Source organism: Siculibacillus lacustris, from assembly GCF_004328075.1.
In the GTDB taxonomy this organism is placed as follows: Bacteria; Pseudomonadota; Alphaproteobacteria; order Rhizobiales; family Ancalomicrobiaceae; genus Siculibacillus; species Siculibacillus lacustris.
This window is the reverse complement of sequence record NZ_SJFN01000002.1, coordinates 18,977-45,915: the sequence shown is the minus strand read 5'-3', so window position 1 is coordinate 45,915 and position 26,939 is coordinate 18,977. Positions and strand designations below refer to the sequence as shown.

Here is a 26,939-nt window from a genome sequence, read left to right as displayed (position 1 = left end):
CACCGACCGCAACGCGCCGGGCCCGCCGCCCGCCGCCCGCTCAGAGGGTCCGCCGATGCCCGCCTATCGCTCCCGCACGTCCACCCACGGCCGCAACATGGCCGGCGCCCGCGGCCTGTGGCGCGCCACCGGCATGAAGGACGGCGATTTCGGCAAGCCGATCATCGCGGTGGTCAATTCCTTCACCCAGTTCGTGCCCGGCCACGTCCACTTGAAGGACCTCGGCCAGATGGTCGCCCGCGAGATCGAGGCGGCCGGCGGCATCGCCAAGGAGTTCGACACCATCGCGGTCGACGACGGCATCGCCATGGGCCACGACGGCATGCTCTATTCGCTGCCCTCGCGCGACCTGATCGCCGACTCGGTCGAATACATGGTCAACGCCCACTGCGCCGACGCCATGGTCTGCATCTCCAACTGCGACAAGATCACCCCCGGCATGTTGCTCGCCTCGCTGCGGCTGAACATCCCGACGGTGTTCGTCTCGGGCGGCCCGATGGAGGCCGGCAAGGTGCTGTTGTCGAGCGGCGCGACCAAGGCGGTCGACCTGATCGACGCGATGATCGCCGCCGCCGACGACAAGGTCTCCGACGAGGACGTCAAGTCCTACGAGCGCTCGGCCTGCCCGACCTGCGGCTCCTGCTCGGGCATGTTCACCGCCAATTCGATGAACTGCCTGACCGAGGCCCTCGGATTGTCGCTGCCCGGCAACGGCTCGATGCTGGCGACCCACGCCGACCGCAAGGGCCTGTTCCTCGCCGCCGGCCGGCTGATCGTCGATCTCGCCAAGCGCCACTACGAGCAGGACGACCCGAGCGTGCTGCCGCGCGCCATCGCCTCGAAGCAGGCCTTCGAGAACGCCATGACCCTCGACATCGCCATGGGCGGCTCGACCAACACCGTGCTGCATCTCCTCGCGGCGGCGGAAGAAGCCGGGGTCGACTTCAAGATGGCCGACATCGATCGGCTGTCGCGCCGCGTCCCCTGCCTCAGCAAGGTCGCTCCGGCGGTCGCCGACGTCCACATGGAGGACGTCCACCGCGCCGGCGGCGTCTATGCGCTGCTCGGCGAGCTCGATCGCGCCGGCCTGATCCACGGCGACCTGCCCACCGTCCACACGCCGACCCTGAAGGCGGCGATCGCCCATTGGGACGTGGTCTCGACCAATTCGGAAGAGGTCCGGACCTTCTGGCGCGCCGCGCCCGGCGGCGTGCCGTCGCTCGAGGCCTTCAGCCAGGCCCGGCGCTGGGACGCCCTCGACCTCGACCGCGCCGGCGGGGTGATCCGTTCGCGCGACCACGCCCATTCCAAGGACGGCGGCCTCGCCGTGCTCTACGGCAACATCGCGCTCGACGGCTGCATCGTGAAGACCGCCGGCGTCGACGCCGCGAACCTGACCTTCGAAGGCCCGGTCAAGATCTTCGAGAGCCAGGATTCGGCCTCGGCCGGCATTCTCGGCGGCACGGTGGTCGCCGGCGACGTGGTGGTGATCCGCTACGAGGGCCCCAAGGGCGGCCCGGGCATGCAGGAGATGCTCTATCCGACCAGCTACCTGAAGTCGAAGGGCCTGGGCAAGGCCTGCGCGCTGCTCACCGACGGCCGCTTCTCCGGCGGCACCTCGGGCCTGTCGATCGGCCACGCCTCGCCGGAAGCGGCGGAGGGCGGCGCCATCGGTCTGGTGGAGAGCGGCGACCGCATCCGCATCGACATTCCCGGCCGTACCCTGGCGCTCCTCGTCTCCGACGAGGAGCTGGCGGCGCGGCGGGCGAAGATGGAGGCGAAGGGTTCCGCGGGCTGGAAGCCGGCCGAACAGCGCACCCGCAAGGTCTCCGCGGCGCTGCGCGCCTATGCCGCGATGGCCACCTCGGCCGCCCGCGGCGCAGTCCGCGACGTGTCGCAGATCGAGCGCTGAGTCGACCGGCGCGGCCGGCGCGACCGGGGACCCCGGCTCGCACGGTCGCGGCTCGGAAACGGGAAAGAGGCGGGCTGGGGATCCCGCCTCTTTCTCACCAGGGCCCGGGTGGGGAGCCGGGGCCTCAGGCGATCGCGTCGATCGACTTGAGCAGGGTCGACTGCAGGTCGTTGTGCGAGCCGACGCGCTGGTAGGACTGCTGCAGCATCTGGGCGATCACCGCCGAGAAGGCCGAAGCGGCGTCGGTGCTGCTGCTGGTGCTGCTGTCGGTCGAACTGGTGTCGGTGCCGGTCGAGGACGACGTGGTGGTGGCCGACTTCGCCAGATAGGCGTCGAGTTCGGCCTGCGAGATGGTGCCGTCCTTGTTGGTGTCGATCGCGCTGAAGGCGCTCGACGACCCGGAAGAGCCCGAGGATCCGCCGCTCGACGAACCGCTGTCGCCCGACGTGCTCGTCGCCGTGGTGGCGGTCGTGTCGGTGGTCGCCGCCTGATCGCTCGGCGGCGGGGGCGGCGGCGGCGCATTGGCCTTCATGTAGCTCGCCAGTTCGGTCTGCGACACCGAACCGTCGCCGTCGGTGTCCATCGCCGAGAACAGATCGCTCGCCGAACTGGTCGAGGACGACGACGTGCTCGACGTGGTCGTGGACGACGACGTGGACGAGGTGCTGCCGTTCAGCGCCGCCTCGAGCTCGCTCTGACTGACCGATCCGTCGCCGTTGGTGTCGAGCGCCGCCATCAACCGGCTGGCCGGATCGCTGCCCGTGGTCGAGGTCGACGAGGTCGTGGACCCGGTGGTCGTGCTGCTCGTGCTGCTCGACGAACCGCTGCTCGTCGTCGTGTCGGATGATCCGCTGCTGCCGTCGGGCGGCGGCGGGGGCGGCGGCATCGACGCCTGCATGAAGCTCGACAGTTCGCTCTGGCTGATCGTGCCGTCGCCGTCGCTGTCGATGGTCGCAAAGGCGGACGCCGTGCTCGACGACGTCGACGACGAACTCGCGGTCGAGGTGGTCGAGGACGTCGACGACGTGCCGTTCTCCTGCACGCCGAGCAGGGCGCTGCGGGTGGCGCTCGAGAAGCTGTCGACGAAACTCTGCAGCTCGGTCGACGACACGCCGCCCGAGGAGTCGGAGTCGATGGTGCCGAACAGCGCCTGGAGCGGATCGGTCGAGGATGTGGAGGACGTGGCGGACGACGTCGCCGTCGCGCCGGCCTTGTCGGCGCCCGTCGTAGTGGTCGACGAACGCGGCCAATAGAGGCCCTGGCTGGTGGAAGTCGTGGAACCGATCATTCGGATTCCCCTCTCGTCGGTGACGTCCCGCCATCGGAAGCGATCGGGACGCCTGAGAGAGATCAAGAACCGTGCCGCGGCCCCAGAGGTTAAGATCCGGAAAGTTTTGCAGAATTTCGGAAACGGGCGGGAAACGGACGGGATACGTCGAAGGTCCCCGAAGGTTTCCACGCCTCCGCCCGCATCGGGACGCCGCCTCGTCGACCGGCCGACGCAGGGGCGCGGCGGGGGAGGGGGTGACCCGGATCGGGGGAGGGGCGGAAACGCGCTCGAGCCTGGCCGCCCCTCGGCCTTCATCCCCGGCCGGAGCCGGCGCAAGCCGGCGGAGGGGAAGGGGATCCAGGGGGGCATGCGGTGAGCATTGCCATTTCCCGTGTGGCCTCCGGGTCTCCTTCCCTCGCCCTTCGGGCTCGCCGGGGACGACGGTAGGGGCAGGATGTGACCGATCGGGAGGATGCGGGGTTCGAGGAAACCCCTCGCGATCGCCTGTAGGCGCGCCGAGCGCTCGGCGCCCGCGGGCTTGCCGCCCCTGGCGGCCCTCCCGTAGGCCGCCCCCGTGTTTCCGCCCGCGTTTCCGCCGCCCGCGGTGCCTACACGTCGAAACCGAGCCCATCGCCGCGGCGCTCGGCCCGGCCGTTCACGGCAGCTCTTGCCGGTCGGCGCCGGCGGCCCGGCAGATCCTGCCGCAGGGACACGCTCGGGCGTCGGCCGGCTGCCCCCCACGCCGATCGCGCGGGTCGGGCGGCGCCCGCGTCGTCAGACCTTCTTCAGGGGCGGCATCCAGCCGGAGGTCGGCGCCTCGCGATCCGCGTCGTCGCGCCCGTCGTCGAAATCCTCCTCGGGCGCCTCGGCGAGCGGCTCGACGCCGCTGCCGCGGAAGCCCTTGGCGATGACGTAGAGCTCGGCCGAATCCGCCCGGCTCGCCGGCGGCTTGATGTGGGCGACGGTCGCGAAGTCGCGCTTCAGGTTGGCCAACAGCTCGCCCTCGGTGCCGCCGCGCAGCACCTTGGCGAGGAAATGTCCGCCGGGCCGCAGCACGGTGCGAGCGAAGTCGATCGCCACCTCGCACAGATGCATGATCTTGAGATGGTCGGTCTTCTTGTGGCCGGTCGCCGGCGCCGCCATGTCGGACAGCACCACGTCGGCCATCTCGCCGCCGAGCGCGGCGATCAGCGCCGCCGGCGCGTCGTCGTCGAGAAAGTCCTTCTGCAGGAAGATCGCCCCCGGTACCCCGGTCATCTCGAGATAGTCGATGCCGACCACCCGCGGTGCCTCGTCGCGCGAGCGCACCCGCTGCGCCGCCACCTGGCACCAGCCGCCCGGCGCGCAGCCGAGATCGATCACCCGATTGCCCGGCTTCAGGAGATGCTGCTTGTCGTCGATCTCGATCAGCTTGTAGGCGGCGCGCGAGCGCCAGCCGTCCTTCTTCGACCGCACCACATAGGGGTCGTTCAACTGCCGGAGCAGCCACTTGGTGGACGAGGCGGTCCGCCGTTTGGCGGTCTTCACCTTGACCTTGAGGGCGCGCGGCGCGCCGCCGCCGCCTTCCGAGCCCTTGTCGTTCACGTCCCGCTCCCTTCGCCGCGCCCCGACCGCGCGCCCCGCGAGGGCCGCCGCCAGATGCCGTCACCCATCATCAATTCGGTCAACATGCCCTCGCGCAGGCCCCGATCGGCGACGCGGAGCCGATCGCACCGCCAGCGCCGCCGGATCGCCTCCAGGATCGCGCAACCGGCCAGCACCAAGTCCGCCCGGTCGAGCCCGATGCAGGGATTGGCGACCCGGTCGTCGAAATCCATCGCCAACAACTGGTCGATCATCTCGCCAACCTCGAAGTCCGACAACCAGGTGCCGTCGACGCGCCGGCGATCATAGCGCTTGAGGCCGAGATGCACCCCGGCCAGCGTCGTCACCGTTCCCGAAGTCCCGAGCATGTGATAGCGCCCCGGCCCCAGCCGCGCCTCGAGGCCGCGCCATTCGGTCAATCCGGCGAGCAGATCGTCGACGTCGGCGACCATGTCCTCGAACACCTGCGGTCCGACCGCCACGCCGCCGTGGCGCTCCGACAGGGTCACCACGCCGACCGGCAGCGAGGTCCAGGCGCGGATGTGGCGGGTCGGATCGCTGCCGTAGCGCCGTCCCGTGCCGAATTCCAGCCACACCAGCTCCGACGAGCCGCCGCCGATGTCGAACAGCAGGGCGCCGTCCGACGACCAGTCGATCAGATTGGCGCAGCCGGCGACCGCCAGCCGCGCTTCGGTCTCGCGCGTCAGGATCTCCAGCCGCAGCCCGGCCTCGCGTTCGACCCGGTCGAGGAACTCGGCGCCGTTCTCGGCCGCCCGGCAAGCCTCGGTGGCGACCAGCCGCGAGCGCACGATGCCGCGCCCGTCGAGCTTGCCGCGGCAGACCTTCAGCGCGTCGATCGCCCGGTCCTGTGCCGCCTCCGACAGCCGGCCGCTGCGCGACAGGCCTTCGCCGAGCCGCACGATCCGCGAGAAGGCGTCGACCACCCGGAAGCCCTGGTGCCAGGGTTCGGCGACCAGCAGGCGGCAGTTGTTGGTGCCGAGATCGAGCGCCGCGTAGAGCGGCCCGGTCGCGCGGGCCCGCCCGGCCGGCACGCGCCGCGGCACCGGCTCGCCGCGCAGCGGATCGGCGCCGCCCGGCTCCGGCGCCTCGGCTGCCCAGGGGAGGGCCGTGGCCGCGTCCGAGGGAGCGCCGTGCGGATCCGCGTTGCCGCGGTCCGTGGGCGCGCGAGGATCTGCGCCGTCGGGATCGCGCCCGTCGGGCCGCGGCCGCTGCGGCGCGCGGACGTCGGTCGCCGTGGCATCGCCGAGCCACGCCGACGCGTCGTGGGACTGCAGGCGGCCGTCGCCGCGATGCGGGTCGCGCAACCCCGGATCGGCGTCGCCGCCGGATCGCCGAACCGCGCCCGGATCATCGCCGCGCGCCATGGCCGGGCCGTCGCGATGCGGCGCGCGCTCGTCCCGCTGCCCGACGTCCGTCGCCCGCCGATCGCCGTCGGCATGCAGGGCCGAGGGTCGTGCGCCGCCTCGGTCGGCGCCGTGGTCCGCGCGTGTCCCGCCGAGGCGTGCGGGTTCCCCGCCGCGCCCGTCCCGGCGTCGATCGTCGGCGCCGAAGGGGGATGTGGACGGTCGGTCGCGTCCGTCGCCGCCCGGCGTGCCGGAGGCCGAGGTCCGCGGTCCGCCGACCGGCCCGGTCTCGGCGCCGCGTCGGTCGCGCCGCCGATCGTCCGCCGACGCCGAGCCCGAGCGCGCGCCGCCGCTCTCGCCCGTGGGCGAGGACCGCTGCGCGTCCGGGCCCGATCGCGGATCGGCCCGGCGGGTCGCCTCGACGGGGGGAGGACCGAAGGTGGGAGGGGCGGGGGACGGCGGGCGCACGACCGCGCGGTCGCCGACCGGGGCGGTCGACGTGTCGGCGGGCGACGCCGATGTATCGACCGGCGCCTTCGGCCCGGCCTTGGCCACGGATGGCCAGCGGGTCCGCCGTCCTCGGCGCTTGCGACGACGATGCTTCGTCGGCGCGCCGTCGACGGCAGCCACACCGGGACGACCCGCGGCTGGCGGTTCGTCTCCTCGATTTCCCAAATGTCGTCTCCGCGCCTGCTGCGCGAAGGTCGCGCGCGACGCCTCGGTTGGTCACGTTGTCCCCACTCTACCAGCGCTTCGACGGCTGACAAGCGGAACTCGTTCGAACCATCGGCGGAGAGCACCGCGCCTCCCGCCGAATTGGCGGTTGCGGGCGGCGATCGGGGTACCCCGGGTGGCGGCGCGACTCGTCGGCGGCTCGTCTGTTTCCCTTTTCGCCCCCGTCGGCGCCCGCACGGCGACTTCCGTCGGCGACGCTCGCTCGCCGTGCGGCTTCGGACGCCGCCGCGGCGCATCGCCCGTCGCGGCCGGCATCGGCGGAGGCCGGTACCCTGTCCCGGCGTCGTTGCGCGCCGCCGTCGGTGGCCGGTCCGGTCCCTCGAGGGATGCGGAGGGCGCGGTGTCTGCGGCCGCCCGGATCGGACGCGCAGCGGGGTTGCGTCGTCGTCGGCATCTCGAGGCTTGAAACCCGACCGTCGATCGGTTAGACGGATGCCCACCGGCGACGGGCGCCACGCGTTCGTCCCTTGGGGGATAGTTCAACGGTAGAACTGCGGACTCTGACTCCGTCAATCTTGGTTCGAATCCAGGTCCCCCAGCCAACCATATTTCAGCTGCAATTCTATACTGTTTTCAACGCGTTGATGGGCCGGTCTTGAGCGCTGGTACCCCACGAGTACCGCCTTTGTCACCCCATGGAAGCGCAACGATGGCCCGGGCGCTGGCTATCCCGGGTGGCGGCGCGTGTCACGGTTCGCGATTTCCGAAATCATCGCTTCTCGATCGCGCGCAATCGCGCGCGGTTTCTACGCCGGAAAAGCCGCGGAAGCTCTCGAATGCGCCGTCGGAGCCCGGCGCCGCACGGTCGTCCGAACGGCGACGGGCGCGTAACCTGCTCCTTCGCACTCGTGTGACGCCCACAGGGGACACACGGGTCGGGTGTCGCGACCGCGCGGATCGGTCGGGGGCTTCGATGACGGTCTGCCGAAGCGTCGCCCGGGAGCGATCCGCACCCCTCCGCGCGCGGCCCGACACCGTCGCCTCGGCCCGCTCCGACGGCGCACGCGACTCGCCGATCGCCCGGCGTGGTTCCCGGCGCGGGCCTCAGCCGCGCCCGACGAAGGGCATCTTCGAGGCCATCACGGTCATGAACAGGACGTTGGCGTCGAGCGGCAGGCTCGCCATGTGGGCGACCGATCGGCCGACCACCGCGACGTCCATGCGGTCCTCGGGCAGCATCTCGCCGTTCGGCTGGAGCACGCCGCGGGTCATCCGCTCGGTCAGGTCGGTGGCGGCGTTGCCGATGTCGATCTGGCCGCAGACGATGTCGAACGGCCGCCCGTCCAGGGCGATCGACTTGGTGATGCCGGTCACCGCGTGCTTGGTCGCGGTATAGGCGAGCGAATTGGGGCGCGGCGAATGGGCCGAGATCGACCCGTTGTTGATGATCCGCCCCCCGCGCGGGGTCTGGCTCTGCATCAGGCGGAAGGCCGCCTGGGCGCACAGGAACACGCCGGTCAGATTGACCGCCACCACCGCGTTCCACTGATCGAGCGGATAATCGGCGAAGGGCGTCGCGCCGGCATTGCGTCCGGCGTTGTTGAACAGCACGTCGAGGCGCCCGAAGCGCGCGACGATGGTCGCAAACAGCGCCTCGACCGCGGCCGGATCGGCGACGTCGGTGGGCACCGCGAGCGCCGTGCCGCCGCCCGCCGCGATCTCGGCCGCCACCGCCGCCAGCGCCTCGGCGCGTCGCCCGGCGAGGATCACCGTGAACCCGGCCTCCGCGAGCGCCAGCGCGCTCGCCTTGCCGATGCCGCTGCCTGCCCCGGTGACCAGGGCCGTCTTGAGTCCCGCTGCCATCTCGGTCCGCTCCTGCTCGGGGGTCGCGCTGCTCCTGCCCCCCCGCCGTCGTGCGGGAGGGGCGCGCTTCGGGGTCGTCGCCGGCGGCGGGTCGATCAGGTGATCGGCGCCGGGTTGAAGATCGTCAGGGCGTTGTGCAGGCCCCATTGGTCGGACCACGGCTTGCGTCCGCTCGCCACCTCGAGGATCAGCCGGAACAGCTCCCAGCCGACCTCCTCGATGGTCGCCTCGCCGGTGGCGATGCGGCCGGCGTCGAGATCCATCAGGTCGTGCCAGCGTTTCGCCAGATCGGTCCGCGTCGCGACCTTGATCACCGGCGCGGCGGCGAGCCCGTAGGGCGTGCCGCGGCCGGTCGAGAACACCTGCAGCGTCATGCCCGAGGCGAGCTGCTGGGTGCCGCAGACGAAGTCGGAGGCCGGGGTCGCGGCGAAGATCATGCCCTTGGTGGTCGCCCGTTCGCCCGGCGACAGCACCGCGGCGATCGGGCTCTTGCCCGATTTGGCGATCGAGCCCAGCGCCTTTTCGACGACGTTGGCGAGCCCGCCCTTCTTGTTGCCCGGCGACGGATTGGCCGACCGATCGGTCTCGCCCTCGGCGAGATAGCGGTCGTACCACGCCATCTCGCGCAGGATCGCCCGGCCGACCTCGGCGTTCACCGCCCGCGGCGTCATCAGATGCACCGCGTCGCGCACTTCGGTGACTTCGGAGAACATCACCGTACCACCGGCCCGCACGATCAGGTCGGAGGCGAAGCCGATCGCCGGATTGGCGGTGACCCCGGAGAAGGCATCCGACCCGCCGCACTGCACCCCGACCACCAGATCGGACGCCGGACAGGTCTCGCGGCGGCGCTCGTTCAGGCGCTTCAGCCGCTCTTCGGCCATCTCCAGGATGCCCGCGACCATCGCCTGGAAACCGACGAACTTCTCGTCCTGGAGGCTCAGGATGTCGCCGGCCGCGGCATCCGCGGTCTTGCCCGGCAACAGGCGCTCGGGCTGGAGCTTCTCGCAGCCGAGCCCGATCACCAGCACTTCGCCGCCGAAGTTCGGATTGAGGGTGAGGTTCTGCAGGCTGCGGATCGGGATGATCGCCGCCGGCGCGTTGATCGCCACGCCGCAGCCGTAGGCATGCCCGAGCCCGACCACGTCGTCGACGTTCGGGTACTTGGGCAGAAGCTCGGCCTTGATGATCGCCACCACGTGGTCGACCACGCCGGCGACGCACTGGACGCTCTCGGAGATCGCCAGGATGTTGCGGGTGCCGACCGAACCGTCGGCGTTGCGATAGCCCTGGAAGGTGTAGCCTTCGATCGGCGGCAGGTCGGGGGCCGGCCGGGTGGCGAGCGGCAGGTCGGCGAGCGCCGGCGCGGCCGGCAGGTCGACCAGGAATTCGGTGATCCACGAGCCCTTGGGCAGGGCCTTGACGGCGATGCCGATGACCTCGCCGTAGCGGATCACCGACCCGCCCGCCGCGATGTCCTCGAGCGCCACCTTGTGGCCCTGGGGCACGGCGTCGACGAGGGTCAGGCCGTCGTCGAACACGGTGCCGGCCGGAAGCCCGCCGGAATTGGCGACGATCGCGACATTGTCGCGGGCGTCGAGCTTGATGCGCAGCGGCGTCGGGGCCTGTGTCTCGGTCATCGCGTCCTCCTTACCCGCTCGCGCTCTCGACGGCGCATCGCGGGGGCCGGCGATCGCCGCACCGGCCCCGGAAAGGGGCGTCGGCCGCGGCGATCACCTCGATGGCGAGGATGATACCGTGAGCCTTTTCGCGCCGCCACTACTATTGATCAGACGTCAGACGACTTAATGCGAAGAACCGGCGGCATCGACGAAAAATGTGAGAAAAATCAGCCGAATGACCGAGGGTCCTGGCTCTCCGTCATCCGAGTTCCTGCGTAGGGCGGCGAGCCTGCGGCGGCATCTCCGCCGCACCGGGCGAAGTCATCGGACGACTTCGGTTCGCGGCCGGTCGGGAGCGCCGAAGGCGTGAGGCCGGCGGCCCGGGGTGCCGATCGCCGCGGTCGGTGGTACTTGGCCCCGCCCGGTCCGGGCTTTCGCCCTCACCGACCGAGCGGGTCCCTCGCCGCACCGCTCAGCGGATCGGATAGGTGATCAGCAACCCGCCGTCCTTGACCAGACGATTCGGGGTCTTGGCGCGGTCGATCGCCAGCGCGGTCTTCGGGCCGAGATGCCGATCGAACACGTCGGCGTAGTTGCCGACCTGGCGGATGATCTCGACCGTCCAGTTCGGGGCGATGCCGAGCTTGGTCGCCATGTCGGCGGCGGCGCCCTTGTCGCCGAACAGGCGCTGCACCGCCGCCGGCTGCGACGACAGCTTGGCGACGATCTCGCCGATGTTCTTCTGGTTTATGCCGTACTGCTCGGCGGTCAGCATCACCTGGAAGCTCCAGAACAGCGTCTTCTGCAACTCGGTGTCGGGGCGCGACACCAGCGCCAGCGGCTCCGACGAGATCATGTCGGGCAGGAGTTCATAGGCATCCGGCTTCTCGGCGAGCTGACGGTTGGCGGCGAGCGCCGTGAAGTCGTTCGACATCACGTCGCACTTGCCGGAGAAGAACGCCTGCAGCCGCGCCGTCATGTCGGTGAAGTTCTCGACCTGATACTTGATCTTGTGGTCGGAGAACCAGTCGGCGAGGTTGAGCAGGGTGGTCGAGCCCTCTTCGGCGCAGACCGTGGCGCCGTTGAGTTCGCTCGCCGACTTGAGCCCCATCGACTTGGCGACCATGAAGCCCTGACCGTCGAAGAAGGTCGGGGTGATGAAGGCCAGCCCGGGATCGGCGTCGCGGGTGCCGGTGACGGTCAGCGACCGCGACGCCATGTGGGCGCCGCCGGCGACCAGGGTCTTCAGGCTGTCGGAGAAGCCGACGCCGCGGATGTCGACCTTGCTCGCGTCGCCGAAGATCGCCGCCGCGGCCATGCGGCAGAAGTCGACGTTGAAGCCCTGGAACACCCCCTGCGCATCCGGCACCGAGAAGCCCGGCGACTTCGGATTGACGATGCAGATGATCTTGCCGTCCTTCTTGATCTGGTCGAGGACGGGGCCGGCTTCGGCGGCCATCGGGGCGAGACCGGCGGCGACGAGCGTCGCGGCCATGAGCATGCGGATCGACATGGGGTACCTCTCGGACGACCGACGACGGTCTGACGACGGGGTGGAACTCCGTCAATATGCCCGAGGGCCGGCCTGTCACAAGTGCGGAGCCGCCCGAACGATGGACTTATGAGACATTCATCCTCGCGTCGGCGAGTCCGCGGGCATCTCGTCCTCGCGGCGCGCCGCGGCGACCGCCGCCAGATGGGCCGCCTGATCCTCGGTCTCGACCGCGCGGGCGGTGTGCTCGGCGCGGATCATGGCGATCGCCGCGGCCGCCGAGAGCCCGCCCGCCTCGACCAGCAGCCGCGCGGCGATGGTCCCGGTCCGGCCGACCCCGGCGCGGCAGTGCAGCGCCACCGTCTCGCCGCGCCGCAGACGATCGGCGAGACCGGCCGCCGCCCAATCCGCCTCGAAGGCGGCGCCGGGCACGCCGTAGTCGGCGATCGGCAGCGCCACCGGTGTGAGCCCCGCGGCCCGCACTGCCGCGTCCCAGGCCTCGGCCGACAGCGGCAGTTCCCGGCGCTCGACCAGCGACACCAGCGTCGTCGCGCCCGCGCCGGCGATCGCCGCGAGATCGCGCCGCACCGTCTCGGGCGACGGCGCACCGCTCCAGGTGCCCGGCAGCGGCGACAGATGGAGCCGCCCGGCACAGCCGGGGACGGTGACGATCGAGACACGCGGTCGGTTGGCCAAGTCCGCAGCACCCTCTATGCTCGGGGCATTCCCCGTGTTCCGGTGGCCCCGTACCGGCGCCGGGGGCCCAGTTGCAGGACGTCCGATGCCAGCCACCCTCGCGACGCAGGTGTCGCCCGACCTGCCCCGACCGCGGCCGTCGCTCTTCACGCGACGGCGGATCCGGTCGGCGGTCTGGCAGACCGCCCTGGCGGTGGCACTGCTGACCTTGGGATATGTCGCGCATCTCAACATCACGCGCAATCTCGCCGCGTCGGGCGTGTCGATCGATTTCGGTTTTCTCGCCCGCGAGGCCGGTTTCGACGTCTCCGAACAGTTGATCGCCTATACCCCCAAGGACAGCTACGCCCGCGTTCTGCTGGTCGGCCTGCTCAACACCCTGCTGCTCGCCGCCACCACCCTGGTCGCCGCGACCGTGGTCGGGCTGATGGTCGGGGTGGCCCTGACCAGTCGCAACTGGCTTTTGCGGACGCTGGCGCGGGTCTATGTCGAGCTGCTGCGCAACTTGCCCAAGCTCCTGGTGATTCTGGCGATCTACGTGCTGATGGTGCGCCGCCTGCCGCTGGTGCGGGCCGCCTGGCCGGTGCCGGGCGGCGGCTTCCTGTCGAATCGCGGGCTCTATCTGCCGTGGCCGGAGATCGCCGTCGGCGGCCTCGCCCTGGTGCTCACCCTCGCCGTCTGGCTCGGCGCCACCATGGTCTGGGCGCGGATCGTCAAACGCCGTCAGGATCTGACCGGGCGGCGGCTGCCGGTGGCGCTGCCGTCGCTCGCCGGGATCGCCCTGGCGCTGGCCGCGCTCCTCGGCACCGGTCTGCTCCACGTCGACTGGTCGATGCCGGTGCTGAAGGGCTTCAACATCGTCGGCGGCGCCCATCTGACCGTCCAGTTCACCGCCCTGTGGGTGTCGCTGTCGGTCTATCACGCCAGCCAGATCGCCGAGATCGTGCGCGGCGGCATCGTCTCGGTCGACCGCGGCCAGCGCGAGGCGGCGCTCGCCCAGGGCCTGCGGCCGCTGCAGATCCTGCGGCTGATCGTCCTGCCCCAGGCGATCCGGGTGATCGTGCCGCCGCTCGGCAACCAGTATCTCAACTTGATCAAGAACACCTCGATCGCGCTCGCCGTCGGCTATTCCGATCTGGTCGGCGTCATGAACACCGCGGTCAACCAGACCTTCCGGCCGGTGGAGCTGATGGCGGTGGTGATGGTGGTGTTCCTGGCAATCAATCTCACCACCGCGGCGGCGCTCAACTGGTTCGCCGCGGCGACCCGACCGGTGGGGCGCTGAGGTCCATGTCGAACACCCGCCCCCGTCGCTCCCGCCTCGTCGTCGCCCGCGAATGGGCTCGTGCCAACCTGTTCGACGGGCCGCTCAATACGCTGGCGACCCTGGTGACCGTGGCCTTCCTCGCCTGGGCGATCCCGGCGATGGTGCGCTGGCTGGTGATCGACGCGGTCGGCTACGGCGGTGATCCCGAGGCCTGCCGCCGCGCCGGCGGCGCCTGCTGGGCGTTTCTCCGGGTCAAGGGCGACGTCATCCTGACCGGCACCTATCCCTTCGAGGAGCGCTGGCGCGCCCAGATCGCCGCCGGCGTGACCATGGTCGCGGTGGCGGTGGCGCTGTTCTGGCGCGGCGGCGTCGTCGGCCTCGCCGGATTGTTCGTCGCCGCCTTCGTCGCCGATCTGGCGCTGCTGTCGGGCGGCATCTTCGGGCTGAAGCCGGTCGATTCGACCCGCTGGAACGGCCTGCCGCTGATCCTGTTCCTGTCGGTGTTCACCATGGCCGCCGCCCTGCCGATCGGCATCGCGCTGGCGCTCGCCCGCCAGTCGAAGGCGGTGGTGGTCAAGGTGGTGGCGGTCACCTGGATCGAGACCATCCGCGGCATCCCGATGGTTGCGGTGCTGTTTGCCGGGGTGTTCATCCTGCCGCTGCTGATCCCGCCCGGCTGGCAGTTCTCCTCGATGGTGTCGATCTTCGTGGTCCTGACGGTGTTCCACGCCGCCTATTTCGCCGAGGACTTCCGCTCCGGCCTCGACGATTTCGACGTCGGCCAGATCGAGGCGGCGCGCAGTTCCGGTCTCGGCTACCGTCAGACCCTGCGTCTGGTGGTGCTGCCCCAGGCCCTGCGCATCGCCCTGCCGGCGCTGACCAATTCGATCATCGGCGGCTTCAAGGACACCTCGCTGGTCGCCATCGTCGGGCTCTACGACCTGATGGCCACCGCCCGCATGGCCTCCGCCGACGTCGAGTGGCAGGCCTACACGCTCGAGGGCAACATCGTCGTCGGGCTGTTCTATCTGGTGACCTGCGTCGCGGTGTCGGAGCGCTTCCGCCGCATGGCCGAGGCCCGCCACGGGCACTGAGTCGGCCGTACGAATCGCCGGGCGGGGAGGGCGTTCGCTCAGCCCCGCCGCTCGGGCGCGCCGTCGTCGCCGGCGGTGCGGCGGTAGTCGGAATCCGCCGCCTCGATCGACTTGCCGTTGATCAGCCGCGACATCAGCGCCACCGCGACGGCGCGCGAGCGGCTGTTGTATTCGGCGGTGCCGCCGTCGAGCAGCGGCATCTCGACCAGCCCGAGCTTGGCGTAGAGCAATTGCAGCCGGCCCTGGACGCTGCGGAGCGAGATCCGCCGCCGGGTGGCGATCGCCTGATCGGTCAGCCCGATGGCGATGTCGAGCAGCGCCTCGTATTCGGCGTCGGTGAGGCCCTCGCTGTGACCGGCGCCGCGCTGCTGCACGCCGCGGATCTCGCGGTCGACGATGTTCTGGCCTTCCTGGAAGACGCATTGGATCGAGCGCAGCAGCCGCTCCTTCGATGCCGTCTTGAGCAGATAGCCGTAGGTCGCGCAGGCCGGCACGATCTTGGTGATGCCGCGCACATAGGCCTCGTCGGCGTAGTTCGACCAGAACACGATCGGCATCGCCGGGTTGGTCGCCCAGATCGCCTTGGCCGCCTGGACGCCGGTCTTCTTCGGCATCTGCAGGTCCATGACGATGCCGGCCGGCTCGACCTCGCGGGCGAGACGCACCGCCGCTTCGCCGTCCTCGGCCTCGACCAGCCGGGTGCAGCCGAGGTCGGAGAGGAGAATCACCTCGCGCAGGAAGCTGCGATGCAGGGCATCGTCCTCGACGATCAGGAAGGTGCTCATCGCTCGGTGCATTTCCGTGGTTCGGGGGGCAGGGGACGGGGCGGCAGCACCAGTTCGAGCCGGGTGCCGACGCCGCCGCTGCCCGGCCCGGTGACGAGGTCGGCCTGGATCAGCGAAGCGCGGGTGCGCATGTTGGCGAGCCCGCCGGTGCGGCGGCCGCCGACCTTGGCCAGCCCCTGGCCGTCGTCCTCGACGACGATGCGGGCGCGATCGTCCTCGGTGGTCAGCCGCACCTCGATGCGCGAGGCGCCGGCGTGCCGCAGGGTGTTGTTGATCGCCTCCTGGACGATCCGGTAGAGCGCCACCACGGTGGCCGGCGGCAACTCGTCGAGGCCGCAGGTTCCGTCGTCGATCAGCCGCCAGGTCAGGGGCGTCGCCGCCGATCCGACCGTCCGCTCGAGCAGCGCCTCGACCGCCTGACCGAAGCCGAAGAACTGCAGCACCGACGGTTTGGCGTTGTCGATGATCACCCGCAGCTCGCGCAGGCAGTGGTCGATGTCCTCCTGCAGCGGCTGCAACTCGCCGCCGCGTAAGGAGGCCTTGGCGACCAGCCGCTTGAGGTTGCGCGAGATCCGCGTGAGGTCGGCCAGCGTCTGGTCGTGCAGGTCCATGCCCACCGCCTGACGGGCATATTCGAGCTCCTCGGTGAGGTGCAGGGCGCCGATTCTGAGGCCCTCGGCCCGCGCCTCGGCCTCGACCTGCTGCAACTCGCTCTGCTTGGCCAGTTCGCTCTGCTGCAGGGCGTAGATGTAGGACGACAGGATGTCGGCGACGATCTGGGCGCAGTCGACCTCGGCCGGACCGTAGGAGGCGATCGCCTGGGTCGAGAACGACAGCGCGCCGATCACCCGACCCTCGACCTTCAGCGGCACGTGCAGGCGGCTGCGCAGCCCCGCCGCGAAGATCGGCTTGGAGAAGGCGCCTTCGAAGTGGAAGCGCGGATCGTTCTGGGCGTCGTCGGTCAGGATGTGATCGACCTCGCCGGTGAACAGGTCGCGAATCGGGCTGGCCTCGACCGGCTTGGTCGCCGTGGTGGCGGCGTCCCATTCAGTGTGCAGCCCGGTCTCGTAGGCCGTCAGCACGGTCCGGTCGGGGCTGAGCAGGGCGACGTCGAGATGGTCGTGCGGCAGAAGATCGCGGATCGCCGAGGACGCGGCGTGAATCACCGCGCGAAAGTCGAGTTGGCCCGCGACGGCCCGCAGGATCGACAGGATCTGGGCCATATCGATCGTTCGTTCGGGCGTGGTCATCGGCGGTCTCCGGCGTGGCGCGAGACTCGCACGCCGTGCCGACGCGGGAAAGCGGAGATTCCCGGTCGAGGCTGCGGGATCCCGCAAGGAAGTTTCGCGGATGACGGTTGGCGACCTCTCGGCCCCATGGGACTGTTCGGCCACCTCACGAGAACCGGAACGGTCCGTACGAGGGCTCCGGGGAGGGCACATGGGCGTCGCCGAATTCACCATTCTCGATCCGCGGATGCGGCGGCTGATCCTGCCCGGCGCGCATCTGGAGCGCCTGCACCAGGGCTCGCGATGGGCCGAAGGCCCGGTCTATTTCCCGGCCGGCGACTATCTGATGTGGTCCGACATCCCCAATGCCCGAGTGTGGCAATGGGTGCCCGAGCTCGGCGCCCGGATCTGGTCGCACAGCTCCAACAACTGCAACGGCAACACCCGTGACGCCCAGGGCCGCCGCGTCACCTGCGAGCACCTGACCCGCTCGGTGGTGCGCTTCGAGCCCGACGGTTCGCGCACCGTCCTCGCCGACGCCTTCGAGGGCCGCCGCCTCAATTCGCCCAACGACGTGATCGTCGCCTCCGACGGCGCGGTGTGGTTCACCGATCCGACCTACGGCATCCTCACCGACTACGAGGGCAAGCGCTCGACACCGGAACAGCCGGGCTGCTTCGTCTATCGCATCGCGCCCGAGACCGGCGCGGTCGAGGCCAAGATCCGCTCGATGGGCAAGCCCAACGGGCTGGCCTTCTCGCTCGACGAGACGACCCTCTACGTCGCCGACAGCGCGCGTTCCCACGACGACGCCGGCCAGCATCACGTGATGGCGTTTCCCGTCGCCGCCGACGGCACGGTCGGCGAAGGCGCGGTCTTCGCCGAGATCGCCGACGGCGTGCCCGACGGGCTGCGCCTCGACGAATACGGCGACCTGTGGGTCAGCTCGGCGCGCGGCGTCGAGATCTTCGCGCCGGACGGTACGCCGCTCGGCCATCTCCACGTGCCCGAGACGGTCGCCAACCTGACCTTCGGCGGGCCCAAGAACAACCGCCTGTTCATCACCGCCTCGACCTCGGTCTATGCGGTGTTCACGGCGGTTCGCGGGGCGGAGCGTCCGACCCGCCCCTGAGACGCCACGTCAACCAGATCAAAAAAGAGCAAAAGGGAGGAAGACATGTCCGAGATCGAATCCGTCGGCGCCCATCGCCGCAATTTCCTGAAGAGCCTGGCCCTCGGTTCGGCCGCGGTCGGCGCGGCGAGCGCCGGCCTGTTCACCGACGTCGCCACCGGCACGATCGGCGTTCCCGCGGCGCGCGCCGCCGGCAACATCAAGATGGCCTTCATCCAGTGGCAGCCCCACACCGTGTCCTCGGCCTGGTCGAAGGGCATCGAGGAAGTGCTGAAGACCCAGCAGACCGTCGACTACCGCCTGCTCGACGGCCAGAACAAGGTCGAAGTCCAGGTCAGCCTGATGGACACGCTGATCAACGAAGGCGCTGCGGTGATCTTCCTGCAGCCCATCGACAGCGTCGCGCTCGCCCCGTCGATCGCCAAGGCCAAGCGGGCCGGCATCGCCGTCCTGACCCTCAACATCGACGCCACCGAGCCCCATGCGGCCCATGTCGAGATGAACCACTACTTCGGCGCCATGGACATCGCCAAGGCGCTCGGCGACAAGCTCGGCGGCAAGGGCGAAGTGGCGATCCTCAACGCCCCTCCCGGCATCATCATCCGCGACCAGCGCACCAACGGCTTCGTCGACGGCCTCAAGAAGCATCACCCGGGAATCAAGATCGTCGCCGATCAGTCGGCCGACTGGTCGCGCAAGAAGGCCCAGGACGTCGCCACCACCCTGCTCGCCGCCAATCCGAACCTCGGCGGCTTCTACGGCGTCAACGACTCGATGGCGCTCGGCGCGGTCGACGTCGCCAAGACCAAGGGCCTGATCGGCAAGCTGGTGATCTTCGGCAACGACGGTGAGAAGGACGCGCTCGAGTCGATCGAGAAGGGCGAACTGACCGGTACCCAGTACACCGACGTCTACCAGCAGGGCCGTTTCGCCGCCGCCGCCGCGACGGTGCTCGCCTCCGGTCTGGTCCCGGCGACCGCCTTCAAGCAGCAGGGCAAGCTCCTGATGCCCTATACCATCGCCACCAAGGAAACGGTCGCCTCGATCCAGCCCGCCCAGCGCTGGTGAGATCGTCCGTCCCGTCGAGTTGAAGGCCGCGGCGGTGCTCCCGCCGCGGTCTCCCGTCCGCCGTCCGCCTCCGGAGTCGCGATGACCGCCAGATCCGCCACGCTCGCCCTCCTGGCGTTCTTCGTCGCGACGCTCGCCTTCTTCTGGTTCGCCGCGCCGCGCTTCGCCACCGCCGGCAACATCGAGAATCTGATGTCCGGGTTCTCCTTCGTGGCGATCCTGGCGATCGGCCAGGCCTTCCCGATCCTGCTGCGCGGCATCGACCTGTCGATCGGCGCGATCGTCGCGCTGGCCGGGATGGTCGCCTTCGATCTGGTGCTGATCCTCCATTGGCCGGGGTGGCTGGTGATCCCCGCGGCGATCCTGGCGGCGACCCTCGCCGGCGCGCTCAACGGCGTGCTGATCGTCCGCCTGCGCCTGCAGCCCTTCATCGCCACCCTGGCGACGCTCGCCGCCTACCGCGGTCTGGTCTATTCGATCTCCGGGCGCCAACTGGTGCCGGGCCTGTCGACCACGCCGATCCGCGATCCCTGGATCACCGGCCTCGAGAGCTATCTCGACATCGCCGGCACCCTCGGCCTCTCCGACCTGATCACGCTGCCCTGGGTGCCCTTGTCGTTCTTCGTGATGCTGGCGGTGCTCGCCGGCTTCCAGTTCATGCTCGGCTCGACCCGCTTCGGCCGCGACCTCTACACCGTCGGCGGCAACGTCGAGGCGGCGCGCCTCGCCGGCATCGCCGTCGGCCGGGTCACCATCGTCGCTTATGCGCTGTCCGGCTTCTGCGCCGGGGTCGCCGCGCTGCTGCTGGTGGCGCGGCTCACCACCGCCACCGAGGCGCTCGGCACCGGCATGGAAATGTCGGCGATCGCCGCCGCGGTGATCGGCGGGGTCAGCCTGTCGGGCGGCATCGGCTCGCTCTACGGCCCGGTGATCGGCGCCTTCCTGCTCGGGACCATCCTGATCGGCCTGACTCTGCTCGGCATCTCGCAGTTCGTGCAGCAGATCCTGACCGGGGGCATCCTGCTCGCCGCCGTCGCCTACGACCGCGTCCTCTTCCTCCGCCGCCAACGGCGCCTGACCGCCAACCTCGGCGAGGAGGCCTGACATGGACACGCCGCTGATCCGGGGCATCGGCCTCGGCCGCACCTACGGCGCCCTGACCGCGCTCGCCGACGCCGATTTCGCGGTCATGCCCGGCGAAGTCCGCGGCCTGATCGGTTCCAACGGTGCCGGCAAGTCGACGCTGATCAAGATCCTCACCGGCGCCGTCGCGCCGACCTCCGGCAGCGTCGAGGTCAAGGGCGAGACCGTCCGCCTCGGCGACCCGAGCGAGATGATCCGCCGCGGCGTCGCCTGCATCTACCAGCATTCCAACCTCGCCCCGGCGATGTCGGTGATGGACAACATCTTCCTCGGCCGCCAGCCGACCGGCCGCTTCGGTCGTATCGACCGCCGCCGCCAGCGCGCCGATGCCCAGGCCCTGATGGCCCGCCACGGCATCACCCTCGACCTCGACGCCGCGGTCGGCACGCTGCCGACCGTCAAGCAGAAGGAGGTCGAGATCCTCAAGGCGCTGGCGCTCGACGCCCGCGTCCTGCTGATGGACGAGCCGACCGGCTGGCTGTCGGCCGCCGACGTGGTCCGCCTCCACACCACCATCCGCGGGCTGAAGGCCGACGGCGTCGCCATCGTCTACATCAGCCACATGCTCGACGAGATCTTCACCGTCTGCGACACCATGACCATCATGCGCGACGGCCGGGTGATCGCCGAGGCCAAGGTCGCCGAGATGACCCGGCCGCGGGTGATCGAACTGATGGTCGGCGAGAAGCTCGCGCGCGATTCCGCCGCCGCCGCGCGGGTGCCGCGCCGCCCCGGCGGCACCGGCGAGGTCCGCCTCCAGGTCCGCGACCTGACCCGCACCAACGTCTTCCGCGACGTGAGCTTCGATCTCCACGCCGGCGAGATCCTGTGCATCACCGGCCTGATCGGCTCCAAGCGCACCGAACTGATGCACGTGCTGTTCGGCGCCGACCGCGCCGACTCCGGCACCATCGAGGTCGACGGCCGGCCGGTCGCCTTCGGCTCGCCGCGCGAGGCGATGGCCGGCGGCATCGGCTTCGTGCCCGAGGACCGCCACCGCGACGGCCTGATGCTCGGCCTGTCGATGACCGAGAATCTGGTGATGGCGACCCTGTCGCGCTTCTGCCGCGCGCTGCTGCTCGACCATCGCGCCATCGCCGCGCGCTCGACCCGCTCGATCGCCGAACTGGCGATCCAGCCGCCGGACGGCACCAAGGCGGTGCGTCTCCTGTCGGGCGGCAACCAGCAGAAGGTGCTGGTCGGCAAATGGCTGAACCTCGGGCCGCGGGTGCTGATCCTCGACGAGCCGACGGTCGGCGTCGACGTCGGCGCCAAGGCCGAGATCTACGCCATCCTGCGCGCCGAGCGCGACAAGGGGGCGGCGATCCTGGTCGTCTCTTCCGACCTCGAAGAGGTCATGACCCTCGCCGATCGGATCGCGGTGATGGTCGCCGGACGTCTCGTCGCGATCCACGACGCCGAGGCGGTGACCATGGCCCGGGTCGTCGACGAAATCGGAGGTGCGGCATGAACGCGTCGATCCAGGCCTTCGGGCGCCGTCTCGCCCCCCAGGCCCTGCCGCTGGCGATCCTGGTGATCGTCGCCGCCTTCGCGCTGTCGGAACCGGCCTTCCTCACCCCCGGCAATCTGGTCGGCATCGTCCGCCAAGTGGCGATCACCGGGATCATGGCGATCGCCATGACCTTCGTGATCATGACCGGCGGCATCGATCTGTCGGTCGGCCCGGTGCTGGCGCTGTCGGGCGTGGTCACCTGGTTCTCGCTCGACGCCGGCGTGCCGCTGCCGCTCGCCCTCGGCGTCGGACTGGCGCTCGGCATTGCCATCGGCATGGTCAACGGCGTGATCGTCGCCTTCGCCGGCCTGCCGCCGATCATCGTCACCCTGGCGATGCTGTCGGTGGTGCGCGGCTCGGCGCTGATCCTCGGCGGCCCCGATCTCCATTCGATCCGCGGCCAGGAGGCCTATTCCTTCATCGGCTCGGGCAGCGTCTTCGGCATTCCGGTGTCGGTGCTGATCTTCGCGGCGGTGGCAATTGCCATGGTCTTCGTGCAGCGGGCGACGCCGCTCGGCCTCAGGGTCGCGGCGATCGGCGAGAACGAACGCGCCGCCACTCTCAGCGGCCACCGCACCCGCCTGACCAAGCTCTCGCTCTACGCCATCTCCGGCCTCGGCGCGGCGATCGCCGGCATCGTCCAGTCGTCGCAGGTCCACACCGCCTCGGCGACCTACGGCGAATTCGGCACCGAGCTCGACGTCATCGCCGCGGTGGTGCTCGGCGGCACCAGCCTGATGGGCGGCAACGGCTCGATCGCCCGCACGGTGATGGGGGTGATGTTCCTCGGCGTGATGAACAACGGCATGAACATTCTCAACGTGCCGCTCGACATCCAGTTGATCGCCAAGGGCGCGATCATCGTCCTGTCGCTGGCGTTGGGCGAGTTGAAGTCCTGACGCCGACGCCCCGCGCCGGGGCGGGCGAACCTCCGCCACCCGTCCCGGCCGTCGGCGCGTCTCAGAACGCCGCCCGGTAGATCGCCAGGATCTCGGCTTCGCCGATCGGCCGCGGGTTGTTGTCGAGGAGACGCCGGATCGCCGCGGCGTCGGTCGCCATCGGCGCGAGATCGCCCTCACCGAGGCCGCGCGCCGACAGACGCATCTCGATGCCCAGCGACCGGCACCAGCCCCAGGCGCGTTCGTACACCGTCTGCGGGTCGGACGACGGTTCGAGGCCGAGCGCCGCCAGGATCTCGGCGGTGCGTTCGGGCCGCGCCGGAGCGTTGTAGGCGAGCACGTGCGGGAAGATCACCGCATTGGCGGCGCCGTGCGGCATGTGGTGGCGGGTGCCGAGCGGATAGGCCACGGCATGGCCGGCATGGGTGTTGACCGGGCCGAGGCAGATGCCGCCCTGCAGGGAGGCGAGCGCCAGCCCGGCGCGGGCCTCGCGATCGGCGCCGTCGGCGACCGCCCGCGGCAGGAAGCGGCCGATCAGCCGGATACCGCTGAGCGCATAGACGTCGATCAGTGGATGCGCCTTGATGTTGGTATAGGCCTCGGCGCAATGGGCGAGCGCATCGACGCCGGTCTCGGCGGTGATCCGCGCCGGCACGGTGAGCGTCAGATCGGGATCGACCACCGCGAGATCGGCGAGCATTTCCGCGCTCTGCACCGCCAGTTTGGCGGCGGTCTCGGGATCGGTGACCAGCGCGCGGATGCCCATCTCCGAGCCGGTGCCGGCGGTGGTGGCGACCTGCGCGAGGGCGGTGCGGCGCGGCGCCACCCGGTCGGGCCCGACCACCTCGTGGAGGGTCTGCTCGCCCGTCCACAGCACCGCCACCAGCTTGGCGAGGTCCATGGCACTGCCACCGCCGAAGCCGACCACCAGATCCGGCGCGAAGTCGGCGGCCACCGCGAGAGCCGCCGCGAGGTCGGTGATGGTGGGCTCGGCGGTCACCCGATCGAACACCACCACCGCGCCGGGAAGCGCCAGCAGATCGACCCGCGCGCCGTTGAAGGCGTCGGCGACCACCAGGGTGCGGCCGAACCCGCGCTTGGCGGCAAACGCCCCGATCTCGGCGACCGTGCCCGGGCCGAACTTCAGGATCGGCGGATGGAGGATTTCGATCGGGGTGGTGAGGTCGGCCATGACGTCGCCTTTCACGGGCTCGTTCGAGGGGCGCGGCGGACGCGCTGGGGGGGAGGGAGGCCGGCGCCGAGCGACGCCGTCCGGGCGCGGCGCTCAGGGGCGCTGCACGCCGCGCACGATCTCGCCGAAGGACAGGCGGATCGCCGTGGTGAGATCGCCGGTCACCGCCAGAACCCGCGGCACCGCCGCGGCGACGAAGTCGTCGAGCGAACAGCGGTCGGCGCGCACCGTGGCGCTGATCGCCGCCACCGCGCGTCCGGCGTGGTCGAAGATCGGCGCGGCGACGGTGCGCAGGCCGTAGGCGTTCTCGCCGTCCGACAGCGCCCAACCGCGCTCCCGGATCTCGCCCATGCGGGCGAGCAGGGCGTCGATGTCGGTGATCGTCCGCTCCGACAGCATCGGCCGTTCGGCCATCTCGAGCACCTCGCGCTGGCGCTCGGGCGTGTCGAAGGCGAGGATCGCCTGGCCCAGCGCCGCGGCATAGATGCCGGTGCGGCTGCCGGTGCGGCGGTCGACGTGGCGGCGGCCGATGTCGCCCTGGACGCGCTCGACATAGACCACGTCGGGGCCGTCGAGCATGCCGAGGGAGGCGGCGTCGGCGAGATCGGCGCAGAGTTCGACCAGCAGCGGCCGCGACAGGGTCTTCAGGTCGGAATGGGCGAGCGGCAGATAGCCGAGCTCGAGGCACTTCAGCGTCAGCCGGAAGCGCCGGCAGCCGGGCACCCCGACCACGTAGCCGAGGTCGCGCAGGGTGTGGAGCAGGCGGAACGAGGTGCCGCGGTCGAGATCGGTGCGCGCGGCGATCTCGCTGATCGTCAGTTCGGCGAGATCCGGCCCGAAGGCGCGCAGCACCGCGAAGGCCTTGGCCACCGACATCACGACGTTCTTCGGATTTTCCGCCATCCGCGCCCCCCTGTCGTCTTCGCGATCGAGTGAGATCGGAATACGAACAAATGTTGTTGATTGCTTCGAAGAAACACCGCCCCCGCGGGCAAGTCAAGACGGCGCACGGATCCGCAGGAACCCGGACGCTGCGACGGGGGGGCGGCGGAGACTCGGGTGGGCCGATGCCGATTTGGCCGAGGCCGGGCAGCGACGGGGCGGGCCGGCTCGAGCGGCCGATCCGCACGAGATTCGTCGCCATCCGGGCGAAGGGGAGGGGGAGGCACACCCGGTCCTCGACCGAGCGAGGTCCGGTCGCGGCCGTGACGCGCGGTCCGCGGCCCAGGGATGACGCCGAATCGGCCGCCGGTTCGTGACGCGGTCGAGGCCGCCGCGTCGGTCGCCATCGGCGGACCCTCGCCCCCGGCGGCGCGGTCATCGGCCAGGGAAGAGCGCACCGCGCTCCTGCGACGGGTCGATGGGCCGCGCGGGTACCTCGCCTGACCGGAGCTCGTCGAGAGCAACGACTGCTGCGGGGCGAACAGGCCCGCCCGGGCGCCGAAAGGGCGCCGGAGCCGACGTCGCGTTGACGGAATAGCGGCGCGACGTCGAGGCGGTCGCGGCCGCACTGCACAAGAATCGGGGCTCGCGCGCGCCGCGGCCGAGCCTTCGGCCGCGGCCCCTTCGCCCCGCCGTGCCCTCGTCGGATCTGCCGAATGTCCTGCCCCGACCGGCCGGTCGCGCACGAAACCCGCTCGCGCGCGAGCGGCGCCCGATCGCCGCGCTTCGCACGGGTCGCCGGCGCAGGTCTACCGCACTGCAGTAGAACGACAGTAATTCCAGGGTCAGTTCATTTGATCGGACTGCGAACACAAGACTACGCAAACATCCGTGGCCGCTCCCTGCTTGACGAAATCGACGCGATGATGTTTGCATCGTGACGAGACAAAAACAAATGTTCGCCATCCGAGCAAACGGCGTTCAGGGAGGAACCACAGGACGACCCGATGCCTGCCGAGGGGGCGACCGATCCCGGTCGGATCCCCGCAGCATCCCTCCACGGACGGCCGACCGACGAAACCGGCAAGTCTGCCGCCGTCGGCGACCACCGCGATCACCGCCGAAACCGGCGAAATGCCGCCCGCCGCCCCGCCACTCGGGTCGTCGGGACCGCTCTGCGATGTCTTCGAATTCGAGCCCGTCCGGCTCGCCGACCCGCGCGTCCCGCTTTCGTCGGTCCGCGCCCGCCGTCTCCCGTCGTCCGCGGCGGGGTCGCCATCAGAAAGGTGCTCAGATGAGCCAGCGAATCCAAGGTGTCCTGTCCGCGGTCGTCACCCCCTTCGACGGGGCCGGGGACTTCGCGCCGGCCGCCCTGCGTCGTCAGATCGAACGTCAGGTCGCTCAAGGCAACGGCCTGTTCTGCGCCGGCACCAACGGCGAATTCTTCGTCCTGGAGACCGCCGAGAAGATCGCCGTCGCCGAGACCACGGTCGATGCCGTCGCCGGCCGCGTGCCGGTGGTCGCCCATATCGGCGAAGTCTCGACCGCCGCCACCATCTCGCTCGGACGTGCCGTCGCCGCGGCCGGCGTCGACGCCGTCTCGGTGGTCACGCCGTGGTTCGTGCCGCTGAAGCAGTCCGAACTGATCGACCACTACACCCGCATCGCCGATGCCGTGCCGGTGCCGGTGTTCCTCTACAACATCCCGGCCCGCACCGGCGCCACCATCGCGCCCGAGACCGCCGCGACCCTCGGCGCCCATCCCAACATCGTCGGCGTCAAGGACAGCGCCGGCAGCTGGGAGAGCCTCGCCGCCTATCTCGAAGCGGCGAAGGACGTCGACGGCTTCGACGTGCTGTGCGGCCCCGACCATCTCGCCCATCGCGGCTTCCTCGCCGGCTGTTCGGCCTGTATCTCGGGCCTCTCCAACCTCGCGCCGCAGTGGGTCGGCCGGATCTGGAGCCGCTTCGCCGCCGGCGACGTCGCCGGTTCGGCCGAAGCGCAGGACGTGGTGAGCGGCATCCGCCAGGATCTCTACGCCGTCGGCTTCGCGCCGGCCGCCGTCAAGAAGGCGGTGGCCCTACTCGGCGAGGACGTCGGCGACAGCCGCTACGCCACGGCCTTCTCGGCCGAGGACCTCGCCGCCATCCGGGCGGTCATCGCCAAATATCGTCTCGACACCGATCGCTGAACCGACGGCCGCGGTCGGCGGGGGGCCGAAGACCGCGTGAACCGTCCCGAGAGGGCAAGGAGCAGG

General features: G+C 70.6%; 20 protein-coding genes, 1 tRNA gene and 1 pseudogene. 10 read left to right on the top strand and 12 right to left on the bottom strand.

Going from position 1 to position 26,939, the window contains the following annotated elements:
• The first annotated feature begins 55 nt into the window (after nt 1–55).
• Nucleotides 56–1,912 carry a dihydroxy-acid dehydratase gene (ilvD, locus tag EYW49_RS01610; protein WP_131305278.1) on the top strand — a complete coding sequence of 619 codons (1,857 nt, stop codon included), beginning with the start codon at nt 56–58 and terminating at the stop codon, nt 1,910–1,912.
• Between the two features lie 124 nt (nt 1,913–2,036).
• On the opposite strand, the gene EYW49_RS23345 is transcribed toward ilvD, so the two are convergent.
• The 4 genes and pseudogenes from EYW49_RS23345 to EYW49_RS01595 form a co-directional block, all read right to left on the bottom strand.
• Nucleotides 2,037–2,648 carry an EF-hand domain-containing protein gene (locus tag EYW49_RS23345; protein WP_228259384.1) on the bottom strand — a complete coding sequence of 204 codons (612 nt, stop codon included), beginning with the start codon at nt 2,646–2,648 and terminating at the stop codon, nt 2,037–2,039.
• Nucleotides 2,649–2,837: 189 nt separating this feature from the next.
• Nucleotides 2,838–3,200: pseudogene (locus EYW49_RS23695) on the bottom strand (hypothetical protein); the annotation flags it as partial.
• 756 nt (nt 3,201–3,956) lie between these two features.
• A complete protein-coding gene (locus tag EYW49_RS01600; RefSeq protein WP_131305274.1) occupies nt 3,957–4,766 on the bottom strand; it encodes an RlmE family RNA methyltransferase in 810 nt (269 codons plus the stop codon).
• Entirely contained in the window at nt 4,763–6,151 is a 1,389-nt protein-coding gene (locus EYW49_RS01595) for a Ppx/GppA phosphatase family protein (protein ID WP_131305272.1), read from the bottom strand. The genes EYW49_RS01600 and EYW49_RS01595 overlap by 4 nt, the downstream gene beginning before the upstream one ends.
• Before the next feature lie 1,182 nt (nt 6,152–7,333).
• On the opposite strand from EYW49_RS01595, the gene EYW49_RS01590 reads away from it, so the two are divergent.
• A tRNA-Gln gene (locus EYW49_RS01590) sits at nt 7,334–7,407 on the top strand.
• 502 nt (nt 7,408–7,909) lie between these two features.
• Here the strand turns inward: EYW49_RS01590 and EYW49_RS01585 are convergent.
• The 4 genes from EYW49_RS01585 to EYW49_RS01570 all read right to left on the bottom strand — a co-directional run bounded on the left by EYW49_RS01585 (nt 7,910) and on the right by EYW49_RS01570 (nt 12,478).
• Nucleotides 7,910–8,668: an SDR family oxidoreductase gene (locus tag EYW49_RS01585; protein ID WP_131305270.1), complete on the bottom strand. Its 759-nt coding sequence runs from the start codon at nt 8,666–8,668 to the stop codon at nt 7,910–7,912.
• A 95-nt stretch (nt 8,669–8,763) separates the two neighbouring features.
• Entirely contained in the window at nt 8,764–10,308 is a 1,545-nt protein-coding gene (gene garD / locus EYW49_RS01580) for a galactarate dehydratase (protein WP_131305268.1), read from the bottom strand.
• Between the two features lie 454 nt (nt 10,309–10,762).
• Nucleotides 10,763–11,803, bottom strand: a complete 1,041-nt coding sequence (locus EYW49_RS01575; protein WP_131305266.1) for a transporter substrate-binding domain-containing protein — start codon at nt 11,801–11,803, stop codon at nt 10,763–10,765.
• 117 nt (nt 11,804–11,920) lie between these two features.
• Nucleotides 11,921–12,478: a phosphatase domain-containing putative toxin gene (locus tag EYW49_RS01570; protein WP_165498095.1), complete on the bottom strand. Its 558-nt coding sequence runs from the start codon at nt 12,476–12,478 to the stop codon at nt 11,921–11,923.
• Nucleotides 12,479–12,563: 85 nt separating this feature from the next.
• On the opposite strand from EYW49_RS01570, the gene EYW49_RS01565 reads away from it, so the two are divergent.
• Together EYW49_RS01565 and EYW49_RS01560 are read left to right on the top strand one after the other, a co-directional pair.
• On the top strand, nt 12,564–13,763 hold the full coding sequence (locus EYW49_RS01565; protein ID WP_165498094.1) for an amino acid ABC transporter permease: 1,200 nt from the start codon (nt 12,564–12,566) through the stop codon (nt 13,761–13,763).
• A 5-nt stretch (nt 13,764–13,768) separates the two neighbouring features.
• Nucleotides 13,769–14,839 carry an amino acid ABC transporter permease gene (locus EYW49_RS01560; protein WP_131305260.1) on the top strand — a complete coding sequence of 357 codons (1,071 nt, stop codon included), beginning with the start codon at nt 13,769–13,771 and terminating at the stop codon, nt 14,837–14,839.
• Between the two features lie 38 nt (nt 14,840–14,877).
• Here EYW49_RS01560 and EYW49_RS01555 read toward each other — a convergent pair whose 3' ends face one another.
• Together EYW49_RS01555 and EYW49_RS01550 are read right to left on the bottom strand one after the other, a co-directional pair.
• Complete coding sequence (locus tag EYW49_RS01555) at nt 14,878–15,624, bottom strand: response regulator transcription factor (RefSeq protein ID WP_131305258.1); 747 nt, start codon at nt 15,622–15,624, stop codon at nt 14,878–14,880.
• Nucleotides 15,621–16,874, bottom strand: a complete 1,254-nt coding sequence (locus EYW49_RS01550) for a GAF domain-containing sensor histidine kinase (protein ID WP_131305256.1) — start codon at nt 16,872–16,874, stop codon at nt 15,621–15,623. The genes EYW49_RS01555 and EYW49_RS01550 overlap by 4 nt, the downstream gene beginning before the upstream one ends.
• A 190-nt stretch (nt 16,875–17,064) precedes the next feature.
• On the opposite strand from EYW49_RS01550, the gene EYW49_RS01545 reads away from it, so the two are divergent.
• The 5 genes from EYW49_RS01545 (at nt 17,065) to EYW49_RS01525 (ending at nt 22,608) form a co-directional block, all read left to right on the top strand.
• Nucleotides 17,065–17,985, top strand: coding sequence for an SMP-30/gluconolactonase/LRE family protein (locus tag EYW49_RS01545; RefSeq protein ID WP_131305254.1), 921 nt, complete (start codon nt 17,065–17,067; stop codon nt 17,983–17,985).
• A 45-nt stretch (nt 17,986–18,030) separates the two neighbouring features.
• Nucleotides 18,031–19,053 (top strand): sugar ABC transporter substrate-binding protein, encoded by a 1,023-nt coding sequence (locus EYW49_RS01540; RefSeq protein ID WP_131305251.1) that lies wholly within the window; start codon nt 18,031–18,033, stop codon nt 19,051–19,053.
• A gap of 81 nt (nt 19,054–19,134) precedes the next feature.
• Complete coding sequence (locus EYW49_RS01535) at nt 19,135–20,157, top strand: ABC transporter permease (RefSeq protein ID WP_131305249.1); 1,023 nt, start codon at nt 19,135–19,137, stop codon at nt 20,155–20,157.
• Nucleotide 20,158: 1 nt separating this feature from the next.
• Nucleotides 20,159–21,667, top strand: coding sequence for a sugar ABC transporter ATP-binding protein (locus tag EYW49_RS01530; protein ID WP_131305247.1), 1,509 nt, complete (start codon nt 20,159–20,161; stop codon nt 21,665–21,667).
• Entirely contained in the window at nt 21,664–22,608 is a 945-nt protein-coding gene (locus EYW49_RS01525; protein WP_131305245.1) for an ABC transporter permease, read from the top strand. The genes EYW49_RS01530 and EYW49_RS01525 overlap by 4 nt, the downstream gene beginning before the upstream one ends.
• A 61-nt stretch (nt 22,609–22,669) precedes the next feature.
• On the opposite strand, the gene EYW49_RS01520 is transcribed toward EYW49_RS01525, so the two are convergent.
• Both EYW49_RS01520 and EYW49_RS01515 read right to left on the bottom strand, forming a co-directional pair.
• Nucleotides 22,670–23,800 carry an iron-containing alcohol dehydrogenase gene (locus EYW49_RS01520; protein ID WP_131305243.1) on the bottom strand — a complete coding sequence of 377 codons (1,131 nt, stop codon included), beginning with the start codon at nt 23,798–23,800 and terminating at the stop codon, nt 22,670–22,672.
• A 93-nt stretch (nt 23,801–23,893) separates the two neighbouring features.
• Nucleotides 23,894–24,703: an IclR family transcriptional regulator gene (locus tag EYW49_RS01515; RefSeq protein WP_131305241.1), complete on the bottom strand. Its 810-nt coding sequence runs from the start codon at nt 24,701–24,703 to the stop codon at nt 23,894–23,896.
• 1,273 nt (nt 24,704–25,976) lie between these two features.
• Here EYW49_RS01515 and EYW49_RS01510 point away from each other — a divergent pair.
• Nucleotides 25,977–26,873 (top strand): dihydrodipicolinate synthase family protein, encoded by an 897-nt coding sequence (locus EYW49_RS01510; protein ID WP_131305239.1) that lies wholly within the window; start codon nt 25,977–25,979, stop codon nt 26,871–26,873.
• Nucleotides 26,874–26,939 lie beyond the last annotated feature (66 nt).

Bases quoted from the DNA above. Each gene is read 5' to 3' on its own strand.
- ilvD (WP_131305278.1), top strand. From the start codon at position 56: ATGCCCGCCTATCGCTCCCGCACGTCCACCCACGGCCGCAACATGGCC.
- EYW49_RS23345 (WP_228259384.1), bottom strand. From the start codon at position 2,648: ATGGCGGCGCTCGACACCAACGGCGACGGATCGGTCAGTCAGAGCGAG.
- EYW49_RS01595 (WP_131305272.1), bottom strand. From the start codon at position 6,151: ATGGCGCGCGGCGATGATCCGGGCGCGGTTCGGCGATCCGGCGGCGAC.
- EYW49_RS01585 (WP_131305270.1), bottom strand. From the start codon at position 8,668: ATGGCAGCGGGACTCAAGACGGCCCTGGTCACCGGGGCAGGCAGCGGC.
- garD (WP_131305268.1), bottom strand. From the start codon at position 10,308: ATGACCGAGACACAGGCCCCGACGCCGCTGCGCATCAAGCTCGACGCC.
- EYW49_RS01575 (WP_131305266.1), bottom strand. From the start codon at position 11,803: ATGTCGATCCGCATGCTCATGGCCGCGACGCTCGTCGCCGCCGGTCTC.
- EYW49_RS01565 (WP_165498094.1), top strand. From the start codon at position 12,564: ATGCCAGCCACCCTCGCGACGCAGGTGTCGCCCGACCTGCCCCGACCG.
- EYW49_RS01560 (WP_131305260.1), top strand. From the start codon at position 13,769: ATGTCGAACACCCGCCCCCGTCGCTCCCGCCTCGTCGTCGCCCGCGAA.
- EYW49_RS01555 (WP_131305258.1), bottom strand. From the start codon at position 15,624: ATGAGCACCTTCCTGATCGTCGAGGACGATGCCCTGCATCGCAGCTTC.
- EYW49_RS01550 (WP_131305256.1), bottom strand. From the start codon at position 16,874: ATGACCACGCCCGAACGAACGATCGATATGGCCCAGATCCTGTCGATC.
- EYW49_RS01545 (WP_131305254.1), top strand. From the start codon at position 17,065: ATGGGCGTCGCCGAATTCACCATTCTCGATCCGCGGATGCGGCGGCTG.
- EYW49_RS01540 (WP_131305251.1), top strand. From the start codon at position 18,031: ATGTCCGAGATCGAATCCGTCGGCGCCCATCGCCGCAATTTCCTGAAG.
- EYW49_RS01535 (WP_131305249.1), top strand. From the start codon at position 19,135: ATGACCGCCAGATCCGCCACGCTCGCCCTCCTGGCGTTCTTCGTCGCG.
- EYW49_RS01530 (WP_131305247.1), top strand. From the start codon at position 20,159: ATGGACACGCCGCTGATCCGGGGCATCGGCCTCGGCCGCACCTACGGC.
- EYW49_RS01525 (WP_131305245.1), top strand. From the start codon at position 21,664: ATGAACGCGTCGATCCAGGCCTTCGGGCGCCGTCTCGCCCCCCAGGCC.
- EYW49_RS01520 (WP_131305243.1), bottom strand. From the start codon at position 23,800: ATGGCCGACCTCACCACCCCGATCGAAATCCTCCATCCGCCGATCCTG.
- EYW49_RS01515 (WP_131305241.1), bottom strand. From the start codon at position 24,703: ATGGCGGAAAATCCGAAGAACGTCGTGATGTCGGTGGCCAAGGCCTTC.
- EYW49_RS01510 (WP_131305239.1), top strand. From the start codon at position 25,977: ATGAGCCAGCGAATCCAAGGTGTCCTGTCCGCGGTCGTCACCCCCTTC.